The organism is Thalassobaculum salexigens DSM 19539, from assembly GCF_000423805.1.
Classification (GTDB): domain Bacteria; phylum Pseudomonadota; class Alphaproteobacteria; order Thalassobaculales; family Thalassobaculaceae; genus Thalassobaculum; species Thalassobaculum litoreum.
In genome coordinates, this window is sequence record NZ_KE384094.1 from 153774 (window position 1) to 170026 (window position 16253).

The 16253-nt window shown below is 66.4% G+C and carries 15 protein-coding genes; 7 read left to right on the top strand and 8 right to left on the bottom strand.

Annotation, left to right across the window (positions count from 1 at the left end):
• Positions 1-13: 13 nt before the first annotated feature.
• Complete coding sequence (locus tag G578_RS0115950) at positions 14-373, bottom strand: NADH:ubiquinone oxidoreductase subunit NDUFA12 (RefSeq protein WP_028795092.1); 360 nt, start codon at positions 371-373, stop codon at positions 14-16.
• A 204-nt stretch (positions 374-577) separates the two neighbouring features.
• Between G578_RS0115950 and G578_RS0115955 the strand changes: the two genes are divergently transcribed.
• Positions 578-1474, top strand: a complete 897-nt coding sequence (locus tag G578_RS0115955; RefSeq protein WP_084618955.1) for a DMT family transporter — start codon at positions 578-580, stop codon at positions 1472-1474.
• Between the two features lie 145 nt (positions 1475-1619).
• On the opposite strand, the gene G578_RS0115960 is transcribed toward G578_RS0115955, so the two are convergent.
• On the bottom strand, positions 1620-2291 hold the full coding sequence (locus G578_RS0115960; protein ID WP_028795094.1) for an RraA family protein: 672 nt from the start codon (positions 2289-2291) through the stop codon (positions 1620-1622).
• A gap of 547 nt (positions 2292-2838) precedes the next feature.
• On the opposite strand from G578_RS0115960, the gene G578_RS0115965 reads away from it, so the two are divergent.
• Both G578_RS0115965 and G578_RS0115970 read left to right on the top strand, forming a co-directional pair.
• Complete coding sequence (locus G578_RS0115965) at positions 2839-6609, top strand: vitamin B12-dependent ribonucleotide reductase (RefSeq protein WP_028795095.1); 3771 nt, start codon at positions 2839-2841, stop codon at positions 6607-6609.
• A gap of 272 nt (positions 6610-6881) precedes the next feature.
• A complete protein-coding gene (locus G578_RS0115970; protein ID WP_139189435.1) occupies positions 6882-7439 on the top strand; it encodes a hypothetical protein in 558 nt (185 codons plus the stop codon).
• 97 nt (positions 7440-7536) lie between these two features.
• Here G578_RS0115970 and G578_RS0115975 read toward each other — a convergent pair whose 3' ends face one another.
• Positions 7537-8727 (bottom strand): MFS transporter, encoded by a 1191-nt coding sequence (locus tag G578_RS0115975; protein WP_028795097.1) that lies wholly within the window; start codon positions 8725-8727, stop codon positions 7537-7539.
• A 134-nt stretch (positions 8728-8861) separates the two neighbouring features.
• Between G578_RS0115975 and G578_RS0115980 the strand changes: the two genes are divergently transcribed.
• Positions 8862-9782 carry an SMP-30/gluconolactonase/LRE family protein gene (locus tag G578_RS0115980; protein WP_028795098.1) on the top strand — a complete coding sequence of 307 codons (921 nt, stop codon included), beginning with the start codon at positions 8862-8864 and terminating at the stop codon, positions 9780-9782.
• Between the two features lie 38 nt (positions 9783-9820).
• Here G578_RS0115980 and hspQ read toward each other — a convergent pair whose 3' ends face one another.
• Positions 9821-10357 (bottom strand): heat shock protein HspQ, encoded by a 537-nt coding sequence (gene hspQ / locus G578_RS30315; RefSeq protein WP_281169180.1) that lies wholly within the window; start codon positions 10355-10357, stop codon positions 9821-9823.
• 196 nt (positions 10358-10553) lie between these two features.
• Between hspQ and G578_RS0115990 the strand changes: the two genes are divergently transcribed.
• On the top strand, positions 10554-11525 hold the full coding sequence (locus G578_RS0115990; protein WP_051244916.1) for a hypothetical protein: 972 nt from the start codon (positions 10554-10556) through the stop codon (positions 11523-11525).
• On the opposite strand, the gene G578_RS0115995 is transcribed toward G578_RS0115990, so the two are convergent.
• The 4 genes from G578_RS0115995 to G578_RS26655 all read right to left on the bottom strand — a co-directional run bounded on the left by G578_RS0115995 (position 11518) and on the right by G578_RS26655 (position 14790).
• Positions 11518-12135 (bottom strand): rhomboid family intramembrane serine protease, encoded by a 618-nt coding sequence (locus G578_RS0115995; protein ID WP_169400867.1) that lies wholly within the window; start codon positions 12133-12135, stop codon positions 11518-11520. The genes G578_RS0115990 and G578_RS0115995 overlap by 8 nt on opposite strands.
• 84 nt (positions 12136-12219) lie before the next feature.
• Positions 12220-12735: an acyloxyacyl hydrolase gene (locus G578_RS0116000; protein ID WP_028795102.1), complete on the bottom strand. Its 516-nt coding sequence runs from the start codon at positions 12733-12735 to the stop codon at positions 12220-12222.
• A 103-nt stretch (positions 12736-12838) separates the two neighbouring features.
• On the bottom strand, positions 12839-13810 hold the full coding sequence (gene pip, locus G578_RS0116005) for a prolyl aminopeptidase (RefSeq protein WP_028795103.1): 972 nt from the start codon (positions 13808-13810) through the stop codon (positions 12839-12841).
• Complete coding sequence (locus tag G578_RS26655) at positions 13807-14790, bottom strand: LysR substrate-binding domain-containing protein (RefSeq protein ID WP_084618957.1); 984 nt, start codon at positions 14788-14790, stop codon at positions 13807-13809. The genes pip and G578_RS26655 overlap by 4 nt, the downstream gene beginning before the upstream one ends.
• Positions 14791-14917: 127 nt before the next feature.
• Between G578_RS26655 and G578_RS0116015 the strand changes: the two genes are divergently transcribed.
• A complete protein-coding gene (locus G578_RS0116015) occupies positions 14918-15364 on the top strand; it encodes a Dps family protein (protein WP_028795104.1) in 447 nt (148 codons plus the stop codon).
• Between the two features lie 11 nt (positions 15365-15375).
• Positions 15376-16191, top strand: coding sequence for a thermonuclease family protein (locus G578_RS26660; RefSeq protein ID WP_051244917.1), 816 nt, complete (start codon positions 15376-15378; stop codon positions 16189-16191).
• Positions 16192-16253 lie beyond the last annotated feature (62 nt).

The following is a 16253-nucleotide window of genomic DNA, read 5'->3' on the forward strand; positions in this document are numbered from 1 at the left end:
CCGTCCTTCCGGATCACGCCGGTGTCCAGGGCTCATAGTCACCCGTCGCCTTGTCGCGCTTGCCGCCTTCCAGAACATGGCCCGGCGGGCGGTAGGCGTAGGGCGTGCCGGTCAGATTGGGCTGGTGTTCCTTCTGCCAGGCGAACTGGCGCAGCTCGGTGCCGTCCGGCACCATATCGGTGCCGTGGTGCAGCCAGTGGTGCCATTCCGGCGGAACCTTGGAGGCTTCGGCAAGGCCCTTGTACATGCACCACCGCATCTCGTGGCCGTCCCGCAGGACGCCGCGACGGTGGACGTAGTACTTGTTCCCGTAGGCGTCCTCGCCCACGAGCTTGCCGTTCATCCAGGTAAAGAGTTTCGTTCCGACGTCCATTCTCCGACCCCGAAGAGACTGCTGAATCGCGGGCGACTATGTCATCGGAGACCCCGATCGTCCAGTCGGGAGCGCGGGCCGCCGAGCGGACCGGTGCACGCACCGGCGAAGGGGGGCTTCGGACCGAACAACCGGCGTCCCCGGATCGCGCTATCGGCCGCCTGCGCAGTTGCGCCCCGCCTCGCCCGGGCGTATCAGCCGGACATGACGAACGCTCCAGCCTCTTCAGGCGAGTCCCTTGCCACCGGTTATCTCCTCATCGCCCTTGTGGCGGTGTTCTTCGGCATCGCGCCGAGCTTCGGCAAGCTCGCGTTCGACGGCGGAGCCGGGCCGGTCACGCTGCAACTCGGCCGCTTCGTCCTGGCGGTCGGAGTGCTGTGGGTGATCGTCAGGGTCGGGGGCATTGCCCGGCCTGTGCCGCGCCGGATCTGGGGGCTGCTGGCGGCGCTGATCGCCACCACCGCCCTCGCCTCGTTCGGCTACATGACCAGCGTCAGTCTGATCCCGGTGCCGCTGGCGAGCCTTACCTTCTTCGTCTTCCCGCTGATGGTCGGGCCGCTGTCGCATCTGGCCGGGCACGAGCGGATGACGCCGCTGCGGATGGTGGCCCTGGTGCTGGGTTTCGCCGGGCTGGCGCTGCTGCTCGGCGCCGACCTGAAGGATGCCGACCCGCTGGGCGTGGGCATGGCCTTCGGTGCGGGGACCTGCGTGGCGATCAGCTTCCTGCTGACCCGCCAGCTGTCGGGCAGCCTGCGCCCCCTGCACATCACCGCGATCGTGACCACCGGTTGTCTGGTGATCTTCGCCGCCACCACGGCGGTTGAGGGGGTGAAGCTGCCGACCGGTCAGCTTGCCTGGCTCGGGTTCATGGTCAACGTGCTGTGCTACGTGGTCGGGCTGTCGTCGCTCTACGGGGCGATCGCGCTACTCGGCTCGGTGCGGGTCGCGGTGGTCGGCAATATGGAGCCGGTGGTCAGCGTGGTGACCGCCGCCCTGCTGCTCGGCCAGTTCCTGGGACCGTGGCAGATGCTCGGCGCGCTCGTCGTACTGGCAGGCATCCTGCTCATGCAGGTGGAGCGTATCCGCCGGCCGATGGGTTGACGGCGAGCGGCCGGGTCCCGGGCCGTCCCCGGATCAGGTCCGGGGCCGCCCGGGCTGACGGGGAGAATATAAAAAATAGTCGTCGTCCCGACCGCTACGGGACCTGATCCGGGAGCGGGCCGGGACCCAGCGATCCAGACGTCCCTCACCCCGCCGCGGCGGTCGGCTCAGGCACGGCCACACCGATGATCTCGGCCGTCGTGATGCCGGAACGCACCTTGGCGATCATGTCGGCTTCCTTGGCCACATGGGCCTCGCCCTTCGCCAGGACCTCGTCGCACAGCGCCCGCGGCACCACGCAGATGCCGTCATCGTCGCCCAGCACAAGGTCGCCCGGCGCCACCACCACGCCGCCGCAGGCGATCGGCGTGTCGATCTCGCCGCCGAACCCCTTGTGCGGGCCGCGCGGGGTGGCGCCGGCCGCGTAGACCGGGATGCCGAGCTTGCGCAGGCTGGCGACATCGCGCACCGCCCCGTCGAGCACGATCCCGGCGCAGCCCTGCGCCTTGGCGCATTCGGCGATGATCTCGCCGATGATGGCGACCTCGCCGGCGCCGCCCGCGGTCACCACCAGGATCTCGCCCGGCTGGATCAGCGGCAGGGCGGCGTGCACCGCGCCGTTATCGCCCGCCATCACCGAGATCGTGCGGGCATGTCCCACCATGGTGTAGCCCTCGGCGATCGGCGACACCGTGGCGTCCATGCAGCGGTCGCGGTTCATGCTGTCGCCGGCGACCGCCGGCGGCACGGCGCGCCAGCGCTCCAGGGTCGCGGCATCCAGGGGGGTGTAGCTCAGCGCACGGCGCAGGATCGCCATGGTTTCCTCCGACATATTGTTACGGGCAGGTGACTGGTCCGGGCATCCTAACGGCCGCCGCAGCGGGTCGGGAAGCCAGGGATTCCGCGGCTCCGGCGGAACTGTGGATAACTTGGCACCGCCCACCACATCTAGATTTTGCAATAATGTTTCACACAAAATCTATTGCACCTGAGCGCCCCCTCCCGCATGCTTTCTCGTGGCGCGGGGGTCTGCTGACGGAGACTTGGACCTTCCTGCCGACCGGAGGCGAATTCGGCACGGACGTCGTCTCTTATAGAAATCGCAAATCGATTGCGGCGAAAGTCTTACCTGGACTTTCGGGCGAAGTATTCTGACTTCGCCGATACTTGTTGCGCTGCAGCAACACACCAAACTAACTCATCAAACTGTGAAATTTCTCGTTGCCGATCCACTACTAGATCGAGTAGTTTTTGCGTCGTCGGCACACAAGATATGGGTCGGCACGGGCGGGGGACGCTCTGATGCGTATATGGGGCCCGGCGAGACAATCCGGCAGGACAACACCCAAGGCAGGAGCTAAGGCATGAGGATCGAACGGCGCTTCACGACGGCGGGCAAAGACGCCTTCGACGGCATCGATTTCCGGATGACGACCAGCGAAATCCGGAACCCGGACGGCTCCGTGGTGTTCCGCCGCGACGACATGGAAGTGCCGAGCGACTGGTCCCAGGTCGCCAGCGACATTCTGGCCCAGAAGTATTTTCGCAAGGCCGGCATCCCGGCCGTGCGCAAGAAGGTGAAGGAAAAGGACGTGCCGGCCTGGCTGTGGCGCGAGACGCCGGACGAGGAGAAGCTCGCCGCCCTGCCGGCCGAAGAGCGCACCACCGGCGAGAACAGCGCCAAGCAGGTGTTCAACCGTCTCGCCGGCACCTGGACCTACTGGGGCTGGAAGGGCGGCTACTTCGACACCGAAGAGGACGCCCGCGCCTATTACGACGAGATGTGCGCGATGCTGGCCCGCCAGATGGCCGCGCCGAACTCGCCGCAGTGGTTCAACACCGGCCTGCACTGGGCCTACGGCATCGACGGCCCGGCCCAGGGCCATCACTATGTCGACTTCAAGACCGGCAAGCTGACCCGCTCGAAGTCCGCCTACGAGCACCCGCAGCCCCATGCCTGCTTCATCCAGGGCGTCCAGGACGACCTGGTGAACGACGGCGGCATCATGGACCTGTGGGTCCGCGAGGCGCGGCTGTTCAAGTACGGCTCCGGCACCGGCTCCAACTTCTCCCGCCTGCGCGGCGAGAGCGAGCCGCTGGCCGGCGGCGGCAAGTCTTCGGGCCTGATGAGCTTCCTGAAGATCGGCGACCGGGCCGCCGGCGCCATCAAGTCGGGCGGCACCACCCGCCGGGCCGCCAAGATGGTCACCGTCGACATCGACCATCCGGATATCGTCCAGTACATCGAGTGGAAGGCGATCGAGGAGCAGAAGGTCGCGGCATTGGTCGCCGGCTCCAAACTGGCCGCCCGCACCATGAAGGGCATCATGGCCGCCTGCGTCGATGCCCGCGAGACCCTGGGCGACGACGCGTTCGAGCCGACCGCCAATCCCGAGCTGAAGGCCGCGATCAAGGCCGCCAAGAACGCGATGATCCCGCTGAGCTATGTGCAGCGCGTCATCCAGTTCGCGCGCCAGGGCTTCACCGAGATCGATTTCCGCACCTACGACACCGACTGGGACAGCGAGGCCTACCTCACCGTCTCCGGCCAGAACTCCAACAACTCGGTCCGCGTCAGCGACGACTTCCTGCGCGCCGTTGAGGCCGACGACGACTGGAACCTGATCCGCCGCACCGACGGCAAGATCAGCGCCACCCTGCGCGCCAAGGACCTGTGGGAGAAGATCGCCGAAGCCGCGTGGCAGAGTGCGGATCCGGGCCTGCAGTACGACACCACCATCAACGACTGGCACACCTGCCCGGCCGGCGGCCGCATCAACGCGTCCAACCCGTGCTCGGAGTACATGTTCCTCGACGACACCGCCTGTAATCTGGCGTCGATGAACCTGATGCAGTTCCAGAACGCCGACGGCACGTTCAACGTCGCCGACTTCAGCCACGCCTCGCGGCTGTGGACCGTCACCCTGGAAATCTCCGTGCTGATGGCGCAGTTCCCGTCGAAGGAGATCGCTCAGCTCTCCTACGACTACCGCACCCTCGGCCTCGGCTACGCCAATATCGGCGGTCTGCTGATGGGCATGGGCCTGCCGTATGACAGCGACACCGGCCGCGCCCTGTGCGGGGCGATCACCGCGCTGATGACCGGCGTGGCCTACGCCACCTCCGCGGAGATGGCCGGCGAGCTCGGCGCCTTCCCGGAATACACGGCCAACGCCGACAACATGCTGCGGGTGATCCGCAACCATCGCCGCGCGGCCCATGGCGAGTCCGCCGGCTACGAGGAGCTGTCCATCGCGCCGGTGCCGCTCGACGTCGCCAACTGCCCGCAGGCCGATCTGGTCACCGCGGCCCAGGCCGCCTGGACCGACGCCCTGGCACTCGGCGAGAAGAACGGCTTCCGCAACGCCCAGTCCACCGTGATCGCGCCGACCGGCACGATCGGGCTGGTCATGGACTGCGACACCACCGGCATCGAGCCCGACTTCGCGATCGTGAAGTTCAAGAAGCTGGCCGGGGGCGGCTACTTCAAGATCATCAACCGCGTCGTGCCGGACGCCCTGCGGACGCTGGGCTATGGCGACGGCCAGATCGAGGACATCGTGCGCTACGCGGTCGGCCACGGCACCCTGAAGGGCGCGCCGGCCCTGGGCCACGCCGCCCTGACCGAGAAGGGCTTCGGCGCCGAGCAGATCGGCGCGCTGGAGCAGGCGGTGGTGTCGGCCTTCGACATCAAGTTCGCCTTCAACAAATGGACGCTGGGCGAGGCCTTCTGCAAGGACGTGCTCGGTTTCACCGACGCGCAGCTCAACGACATCTCCTTCGACATGCTGGCCGAGCTGGGTTTCGCGCGGTCGGAGATCGAGGCCGCCAACACCTATGTCTGCGGAGCGATGACGTTGGAAGGCGCGCCGCACCTGAAGGACGAGCACCTGCCGGTGTTCGACTGCGCCAACCCGTGCGGCCGCATCGGCAAGCGCTACCTGTCGGCGGAGAGCCACATCCGCATGATGGCGGCCGCCCAGCCGTTCATCTCGGGGGCGATCTCCAAGACCATCAACATGCCGAACGGCGCGTCGGTGGAGGACTGCAAGGACGCCTACATGCTGTCCTGGCGCCTCGGTCTGAAGGCCAACGCCCTGTACCGCGACGGCTCCAAGCTCAGCCAGCCGCTTTCCGCCTCGGTGTTCGACTTCGAGGATGAGGACGAGGCCGAGGAGTTCGCCGCCCAGCCGACCGCGCAGAAGGTCGAGGTGGTCGCCGAGCGCATCGTCGAGAAGGTGGTCGAGAAGATCGTCGAGAAGCGGGCCGAGCGCGAGCGCCTGCCCCAGCGCCGCAAGGGTTACACCCAGAAGGCGGTCGTCGGCGGCCACAAGGTCTACCTGCGCACCGGCGAGTACGAGGACGGCAAGCTCGGCGAGATCTTCATCGACATGCACAAGGAGGGCGCCGCCTTCCGCTCGCTGATGAACAACTTCGCCATCGCGGTGTCCATCGGCCTGCAGTACGGCGTGCCGCTCGAGGAGTATGTCGACGCCTTCACCTTCACCCGCTTCGAGCCGCAGGGTCTGGTCCAGGGCAACGACGCCATCAAGATGGCGACGTCCATTCTCGACTACATGTTCCGCGAACTGGCGATCTCCTATCTCGACCGCCACGACCTGGCCCATGTGGAGCAGGAGGACCTGACCCCGGATACGGTGGGCGACGGCCAGGGCGAGGAGTACGACGCCGCCAAGGCCAGCGCGATCCTGCAGAAGGTCACCGGTTTCGCCAGCCGCGGCTTCGCACGGACCGACGTGCGGGCCAATCTGGAGGTCATCACCGGCGGGCTGAACGAGCTGCGGGCGACGGGCACCGATGCCGCCGCGCCGGCTCCGACCGCCCAGGCGCCCGCGACCCAGGCGCCCGTGGCGCAGACGACAGCCACCCAGACGGTCGCGTCGGCGCCTCTGTCGGGCGGCGGCGTGGCCGTGGCCGAACGGACGACCACCCGGTCGACCGCCGTCGGCGGTGCGGTCAAGAGTGCCGTCGACGCCAAGCTGTCGGCGATCCGCGAGGCCCGGATCAAGGGCTACGAGGGCGAAAGCTGCGGCGAGTGCGGCAACTTCACCCTGGTGCGCAACGGCACCTGCCTGAAGTGCGACACCTGCGGCGGCACCAGCGGCTGCAGCTGAGGCTGGGACCGGAGTTTTCCGGCCTCACCAAGAACACGAAGGGGAAGGTGTGACGCCTTCCCCTTTTTCTTTAGTAAAATTGTTTGGAAACCGATAAAGATCGCCGCCAATTTTATTGAACTGACCGATCGGTTACATACGTATTTTTCTTAACGCTAACGGAATATTAACGGTTACCCTCCAGTTTACAGATGCAGTGTTGTCACTGCGGGTTCCGAATCCGGCGACTGAACCGGACGGAACGATGAGGAGGAAACCTGGCCGTGTTCGGCATGGGTAAAAAGGACGGCGACGCCGACAAGGAAGAGGCGGAACGCAAGAAAATCGAGGCCACGATGGTCTCGATCGATTCCGGTTTCGAACACCTTCGTCATCACGCCGAAGCCGGCAATACGGACCGCAGCGAAGCCGCGGCCAAGCGGCTTGTTGAATCGCTGAAGAACCCGAAGCTGCCGGCTCCCTATTCGAAGGACCGCCGAAACGCGGTGGATGCGTTCCTGCTCCACGCCTACATGAAAGCCACCGCCCTCGCCTGCAAGGGCGCGATCGATGCCGGCATGTCCGACGATATCGAGAAGCGCACCGAGATGATCAAGAAGGCGCGGGAGTACCTCGCCGGCGCCGTCAAGTACAAGGCGCCGCCGGACTTCAAGAAGCAGTGCGACCGCATGCTGGAGGTCGCCACCTTCAGCGGCGGCGTCAAGGCGAAGGGTCCGACCAAGGCCAAGCCGCTGGACACCGCGCCCAAGGTCAAGGACCGCGCCAAGTCCTTCGATCCCGATGGCAAGAAAGACGATAAGCCGGTCATCCCCCAGAATCTGAAGACTTAGAGCCAGATCCGACCATATTGAACCGCGTCATGCTTCAATATGGTCGGTGAGTTTATCTCCAAAGCAAGAAGCTCGAACATACCGCCCGGCGACGGGATCACCCCGTGATTCCGTCACCAGCCGCAGGCTGTTCGCTGATGAAGCGTGTGCGCACGGCCGCCGCTGCGGCCGTGGCAAGGCCGGCGGTACCGAGGAACATCGGCGTCATGCCGACCGTACTGGAGACAAATCCGGCCGCAACCGGGCCCAGGACGCAGCCCGCGGCGACAGCCAGCAGGACCGCGGTGAAACTCTGCGACGGGAGGGTGGGAAACAGTCGGTCCGACCAGAACGCCAGGACGGCACTCATCATCATCACGTTGACGCCCTGCAGACCGGCCGAAAGCACGACACCCGGCCAGACCGTCGGCACCAGGGCGAGGAGACCGAAAGACAGGGCGGACGCCAGCATGAGGAGCCGTAGCAGCCAAGGCAGACCGATCGCGGCCTTCAACCGACCGGAGTACAGGCCGCTGAGGCCGAACAGTCCGTAACACAGGAAAATAAGCCCGCCGGACGCGCCCGCCTGCAGATCCGGCAATCCGCCCGCCTGGGCGACGCCATCGGCTGCGAACGAGATGTAGATCGCCGAGGTGATGCCATAGCAGAGGGCGAGGGCAAAGATCGGCGCGGCCGAGGGCTGTAGCAGCACGCTCCATCGCTGCACGGGGTCCGGGCCCGGCGTTCCGGCGACATCCCGCAGGGACCGCCAATTGAGAAGCAGGGCAAGCACGCTGCCGAGGGCGAACGCCACCCAGCATTGGCGCCAAGACAGACCGCTCATGCTCATGACAAGCGCCGCAATCCCCGCAACGGCAATTCCGAAGCCGGTGCCGCTGCTCACAGAGGAAAGCGCTCCCGGCCGCCAACCGTCCTCGACCGACCGGTGAACCGCGTTGTTGAAGGGCGTCCAGGAAAACCCGGCGCTCGACATCGCCAGCACCACCCCAACGCACAAGGTCTGCCAGTTCGGCGCGGCCGCTGCCACCGCGATACCGGCAGTCGCCGCAGCCAGTCCTGCTGCGACCGGCAGCCGAGGTCCGATCCGATTGGTCATGACCTGCGAGGCCAGCAGACCCGCGAAGAAGCCGAGAAAACCCAGGCTGGAGACCACGCCAGCAACATGGGTGGAGATTGCAAACGCCGACTTCAACTGCGGCAGAAACAGCCCGAAACCCATTCGGGCCGGGCCATAGGTGATGGCGGTCGCGGCGAAGCCGGCGGCGGATAATCTGACGAACGGGGTCATGCGGATCCGACCGGCCGGGCGGGCCCGAAATGCCACTCGCCGGCATTCTTTTTTTGACTCGACCGCTCATCGCTGCTGCCGACCTCGCGATCACGGCTTTCCCGGTCGGTACATTCTGAACTAGCCTGCCGGCCATGAGCTTGTTCGCCCCACCCGTCGATATCGACGCCCGCCTCTTCGCCCGCTTCCCCGACCGCCTTCGCAAGGACACCGGCTCCAGCTGGGCCAAGGGCAACCGCCCGGGCATGGCCACCGAGTGCTTCCTGGAGGGGCCGAGCTTCGACCGCGACGGCAACCTGTGGCTGGTTGACATCCCCAACGGACGCATCCTGAGGCTCTCCGCCGACGGTAAGGACTGGGATGTGGTGACCGAATATGACGGTTGGCCGAACGGGCTGAAGTTCCACGCCGACGGCCGCGCCTTCATCGCCGACTACCGCAAGGGCGTCCTGGCACTCGACCCGACGACCGGCGTGATCGAGACCGTTGTCGGGGACCGCTATTCCGAAGGGCTGATCGGCGTCAACGATCTGCACTTCGCCGCCAATGGCGACCTCTACTTTACCGATCAGGGACAGACCGGCCTGCACGATCCTCGCGGCCGGGTGTTCCGGCTCACCGCCGGCGGCCGGCTCGACAAACTGTTGGACAATGCCCCCTCGCCGAACGGCCTGGTTCTGACCCCGCAGGAGAACTGGCTTTACGTGGCGATGACCCGGGCCAACGCGATCTGGCGGCTGCCGTTCATGCCGGACGGCCACGTCTCCAAGGTCGGACAGTTCATCCAGCTGTCCGGTGGCCACGGTCCCGACGGGCTGGCGATAGACGAGACCGGCGGCCTGGTCGTCGCCCATTTCGGCCTCGGCTCGGTCTGGCATTTCTCGCCGCTTGGCGAGCCGCTGCACCGCATCCGCTCCCCGCTCGGTCTCGGCACGACGAATATCGCGTTCGGCGGACCGGACCGGCGGACGTTGTTCATCACCGAAAGCGAGAGCGGATCTATCCTCGCGGCCGACCTGCCGGTCGCGGGCGCACCGATCTATGGATTGTCCTAACGCCGTCATACGGGCCGGGTCGCAAGCCTCCGGGCGCCTCAGGCGTTGATCTGGCGCATCACGTAGCGCCCGTCGCCACTGGTGCTGAACATCTCGCCGATCTGCGGATGATCGACCGGCCCGTTGGACGCGTCGTCGATAAGATTCTGCTCGGAGACATAGGCGATGTAGTAGCTCTGCGGATTCTCCGCGAACAGATGATAAAATGGCTGATCGCGCTTCGGCCGGCGGTCCTCCGGGATGGAGTTGTACCATTCCTCGGTATTCGAAAACTCCGGGTCGATATCGAACACGACGCCGCGAAAATCGAAATGCCGGTGCTTGACCACGGCGCCGATCGGAAATTTGGGCTCAACGATTTTCATAGTCCTGCCCGATTCTGAAGAGGTTGATTTCCATACTAATATATTTGGCCAATGGCGGCCCGAGAGCAAGGGCGGGCCTGAAATCCGCCGTATCCTGCGGCCCTGTCCCGCGACCCCATCCTGCCGCCATGTCCCGCCCGCGCCGCCGAGGCCGAGGGAGTGACATACACCGCCGGCACGAACACGCAAGGGGAAGGCCGCGCGGCGCATATGCTGCCCCTACACGTGGATTGACCGCGAAATCGCAGGGCAAAACGGAATTCGGCTTCTCTTGGGTAAACCGGAGTACGTTTTCACCTTGAGCAATCGCAGGTAGCGCATCATGGTTTGTCCCGCCGAAGCGGAACCCTAGGGCAAAGACATTCTAGACGACCTCTCAGATCTCGACCGGGACTCCCTGCACATCATGCCGCTGCGCATCGTGCCCCTGCGCCTGCCAGGCTTGGCGCGTGCCCGGCTGATCAAATCGGCGCAGCTGAATTCCGAACTCGAGCTGTTCCACGACCACAGCACTGGGGCCGGTCTCATCCAGATCAAGGCCCTGCCGGACTTCATCGGCGCCGACGAGGAAGACCTCAAGGCCGACATGGCGGTGCTCTATGAGTTGGCCGAACTGAACAGTTTCGACGTCTTCTCGCTCCGCAACTCCCTGCGCGATCTGAAGATCGACGTCCGGCACACCACCGATCTGACCCTGTCGCCGACGATGGAGGCACGCCTCACCGACTACATGAAGTCGTTCACCCGCCCGTTGGTGGTCAACGTCTTCGGCGCCAACACTGACAATGTCAGCAATTCCGGCCAGATCATCGAGATGTTCACCAATGTCGACCGCAAGGTCGCGCTGAAGAACATGCAGAAGATCGCCGCGATGATGAACATCACGGTCGCCGACATCCCTGACTTCCTGGAGAAATACGGCGACATCTATCTGTCGCTTTCCTATTTCCGGCGCTGCCTGGACGAGATCGTCCCGAAATTCGACCAGCTCACCGACTGGATGGACGAGATGCGCGGCACCATGCTGCGGGAGAACCATCAGCTGATGGAAAGATGCGAGGCCGTGCGTGGCGGTCTCAACGAGTTGCTGGGCTCGGTGACCGGCCGGTTCGAGTCCTTCGACCGCAACTCACAGAGCTTCTGGGACAATATCTCCATGGAGAGCTTCCAGAAGCTGCACGCCCTGATCATCAGCCACCACGAGACGATCGGCGGCGTGCTCTGCGGCCTGACGGTCAAGCTGGACGCCTGGGAGACCAAGTTCCCGCACCATACCGGCAGCCCGCACAAGCGGGCCGAGTTCGTTCAGTCGGACCTGGCGCCCGGCCTGGACAAGCTGCTCAAGCTGGAACACTCCGCGCCCTCCACCATCATGTAGCCGCCGGCCGGCCGCCGGCCAGCAGCGCCCCGACCACGAAGCCTGTGCCATGGGCCAGGAAGGCGACCGGCTCGCCCGCCGCGAAGGCCAGCCCGGCGACCTGGGCGATCAGCCAGACACCGATCACCGGCAGCGCCGGCACCGCCCGCAGGCGGGGGCGCCCGCCGCCCGGCCAGGGAATATGGATCCGGCCGCGTGGATCCAGTCGAAGCACGCCGCCCATCAGCCCGGCCGCCCCGGCGCTGGCCCCCAGGATCGGCGCGGTCGACCCCGGCGCGGCGGCCGCCTCCACCGCCAGGCCGGCGACCCCGGACAGCAGGAAGACCGCCAGGGTCCGCAGTCCCCCGGCGCGGCGCTCCACCAGAATGCCCGCGAGCAGGATGGCGACGACATTGCCCAGCAGGTGTAACCACCCGCCATGCAGAAACTGGGCGGTCACGAGCGTTGCGATTGGCGGCACGCCCTCGATCTCCGGCGGGCGCAGGCGCAGGCCGAACAGATCCGCGGGCGTCAGCGCGTAGCCGCTGATCAGGACCAGGTCGCCATAGACGTCCAGGCCGGTCTGCCACAGATAGACGACCGACAGTCCCAGACACAGCAGAACGGTCACGACCGGCAGCGAGGGCTTTGGCTCGGGCGGGACCTGGGGCCGCGGTCGAAAGGGGATGGGATCCGGCATGCGGCCTGGCGCAGCCTACTCCCCGAAGACGGCGTCGAACGGCACCGAATAGAACAGCACCAGCGATTCCACGCCCGGATTGCGCTCGCCGATGCCGGCATTGGAGATGTGGGTGAAGGACAGGCCGACACGGGAGTAGTCGTCGAACCGGTAGGCGACCTCCAGGCCCGATCGGAACTCGATCGCGTGCCCCAGATCCTTGCCGTCGCCATTGCCGTACAACCCGGCAGCGAAGGTCGGCGTCGCCACCCACCGGTTGCCGAAGAACACGTCCAGCGCGATCCCGGCATAGCCGTAGGTCGCCGCGTCGGAGGTGGCGGTCAGCCCGACGAAGGGCGTGAACCAGAGCAGCTTGTTCTTCTCGGAGAACCGGTATTCGAAGCGGGCCTCGGCGGCAGCCTGATCGTCGAACAGGTCGTAGTAGCCGGCACCGACGGTCAGGAAGTCGGGCTCCTCCGCCCGGGCTTGGCCCACGGCCCCGAGCCACAGGGCGACGGCGAGGATCAGGGCAGTGGCGAGAGGCTGGCGCAACGATCGTCTCCCAGGCTGCGAAAAATCCGCGCGCGGCGGAAAAATTCATTGGATATCGGCATCATAGAGAGCCTGTCTGCCGCTTCAAGCGGCGATACTCCGCTCAGCCGACGCGAACCGGCTGGCGCAGGGTCGTCTTGAACCGCTCGGTCGCCCGGACCAGGGCGCGGCGCACTCCCGGCTCCATCGCCGCATGGCCCGCGTCGGGCACATAGACCAGCTCCGCGCCCGCCCACGCACGGGCCAGCGCATGGGCGCTCTCCGGCGGACAGATCACATCGTAGCGTCCCTGGACGATGGTCGCGGGAAGATGACGGATCCGCTCGACGCCGGCCAGCAGACCGTCTTCCGGCAGGAACATGTCGTTGAGGAAGTAGTGGGCCTCGATCCGCGCCAGATTCAGCGCGTGGTTCGGATCCTCCGCGGACCAGATCTGCTCGGGTTCGGGCAGCAGCGAGGAGCAGGCCTTCTCGTAGCGCGCCCACTGCCTGGCGGCCGGCAGGTGTTCCTTGGGATCGGGATCGGTCAGCCGCAGGTGATAGGCCCGCAGCAGGTCGGCGCGTTCGGCGGCGGGGATGAACTCGGCGAAGCTCCGCCAGACCTCGGGGAAGAACCCGCGCATGCCGTTCATGAACCAGTCGATCTCGTTACGCCGGCCGAGGAAGACGCCGCGCAGCACGAACCCGAGGCACCGATCCGGGTGGGCCTGACCATAGGCCAGCGCCAGGGTGGAGCCCCACGACCCGCCGAAGACCAGCCATGCCTCGATGTCGAGATGCTGACGCAGGCGCTCCATATCGGCGATCAGGTGCGGCGTCGTGTTGGCCTCGATCTCGGCGCGGGGTGTCGAGCGCCCGGCACCGCGCTGGTCGAACAGGATGATGCGGTAGGCCCGGGGATCGAAGAACCGGCGCTGGGTCGGCGAGGTTCCGGATCCCGGCCCGCCATGCAGGAAGACGACGGGAATGCCCTCACGGGCGCCGCTCTCCTCCCAGTAGATCGTGTGGCCGTCGCCGACCTCGAGGAAGCCGTTTCGCCGAGAAGCGATTTCCGGAAACAGTTCGTCGCGGATCACGGCCGTCCTCCCTTCTGAACTGCCCGGTTATCCGCTTCCGCCCGGCCATTGTCAAAACCCTCGATGCGCGCGCCCTCGATCGGGATCGCGCCCGGCGGCGACGCGCGGCGCAGCAGGGCCAGCAGGCTGCGGACATCGTCGTCTTCCGTCCGGCTGCGCCGCCAGGCCAGCGCCACGGTGCGGCCGATCCGGGGATCGCTGAACGGCCGGTAGCGGATGAGACCGCCCAGCGTGTCGTCCGTCGCCGTCTCCGGAATGAGGCTGAAGCCGGTGCCGGCGGCGACGATCGCCTTAAGAGTCTCCAGGCTCATGGCCGTCTGCCGCGGCCGGATGCCGGCGGCGGAGCAGATCGACAGCGTCTGATCCCGCAGGCAGTGGCCCTCCTCCAGCAGAACCGCGCCCTGCATGTCCAGGGCGGCCAGGTTCGCCGGACCGGCGGGCAAGGGGGCGCCCGCCGCCTCGGCCAGGTGAAACCGCTCGCGGTAGCAGGGCTCGATCACCAGGCCCTCATCGGCTACGGGCGGGGAGAGGATGACCGCGTCCAGGGCCCCCTCGCGCAGCCGGTCGATGAGATGGCCGGTCAGTCCTTCCTCGATGATCAGATCGAGATCCGGATGCTCCCGGCGCAGCGGACCGAGCACGTGACGGAAGAGATAGGGACCGATTGTCGCAATCGCTCCGATCACGAACCGTCCGGACAGGGGATCGCCGCTGGCCGGCGCGGTGGACAGGAAATGCTCGGCGGCCACGATCGCCTGCCGCGCGCGGTCGACCGCGACGGCGCCGCGACGGGTGAGCAAGACCGTGCGGCTGGTCCGTTCGAAGACCCGGAAACCAAGGAGTTCCTCGACCTTGCGGACACCGGCCGAAAGCGACGGCTGGCTGACATGGCAGGCTTCCGCCGCCCGGCCGAAATGCCCGTGCTCGGACACCGCCACCAGATACTCGAGTTCGCGCAAACTGAGACCGTTGGTACTCATAGCTTTAACCTATCACACCGGTGGGATTTATTGATTAGCGGATCGTTCTTGAGCTCCCATATCAACTCCAAGCCCGAATTCGGGCTGCCATGCTTCATCCCGACGAGAGATAAAGGAGGGACCTTTTATGTCCGCGAATAGCAAACCTGTGATTGCCGCCCTGGAACAGGCTCTGGCCGACACCTACGCGCTGGCTCTGAAGACGCAGAACTATCACTGGAACGTCGAGGGCCCGACCTTCTACGGGCTGCATAACCTGTTCGAGGAGCAGTACAACGACGCCCACGGCGCCGTGGACGAGTTGGCGGAGCGCATCCGCGCCCTGGGCGCGCCGGCGCCGGGCAGCTTCCAGGTCTTCATGGACGCGACCAAGATCGCCGACGCCAAGCAGAATGCCGATGCAAAGACGATGGTCTCCGACCTCGCCGCCAGCCACGAGACCATGGGCGCCACCCTGCGCGACGGCATTTCCGTGGCCGAGGACGCCGGTGATCCGGCGACCGCCGACATGCTGACCGCGCGGCTGACCACCCACGACAAGCATGCCTGGATGCTCCGCAGCCTGAAGGCCTGACGCGGGATCCGATGACCACCCGGCCGACCCGACGATCGCTGCTCCGCACCGCCCTGGTCGCGGGCGGGGCGGTGTTGCTGTCGGGGGCCAAGCCGGCCAGACCCGGTCCCCCTCTTCCCGCCGGCCTGACGCCGGGGGAGACCGGCCGGGTCGCCGCCGTTCTGTCCGCCGATACGATCGACCTTGAAGACGGTCTGCGGGTGCGTCTGGCGGGCGTCCAGGGTCCGGCCCCGACGCGCGACGGTTCTCCGGCCTGGCCGCACGCCGTCGAGGCGACGGTCGAAACCAGCGCCGCCTGCCTGGGCCGGACGGTCACCCTCCATTACGCCGACGACCGGCGCGACCGCTGGCAGCGGGCGTTGGCCCATCTGGTGGTCGACGACGGCACCTGGCTGCAGGGGCATCTGCTGCAGCGCGGCCTCGCCCGCGTCTACACATGGCCCCGCACCGCGACCGGCGCCCGAAGCATGCTCGACCTGGAGCGTACCGCCCGGGCTAACCGGCGCGGGATCTGGGCCGACCGGTTCTACCGCATCCGCAACCCCTCTGAGACCTGGGGCGATCTGGATAGTTGGCAGATCGTCGAAGGCCGCGTGGTCGACGCCGCCCTGGTCCGCGGGAACGCCTACCTGAACTTCGGTTTGGACTGGCGCAACGACTTCACCTTTCGGGCCGAGAGCGACGCGCGCCGGGCGTTCCGGAAGGCCGGTATCGAGTTGCCGGACCTGACCGGCCGGCGGGTGCGGGGGCGGGGCTGGGTCTATCCGACGAACGGACCGATGATCGACCTCACCCACCCCGCGCAGCTTGAAGTCCTGGAGGACTGAGCCCACTCCCTATATCGATGCTGGAACCGTCGCGTGGATTGAATCGTTGCCCATTGCATTGC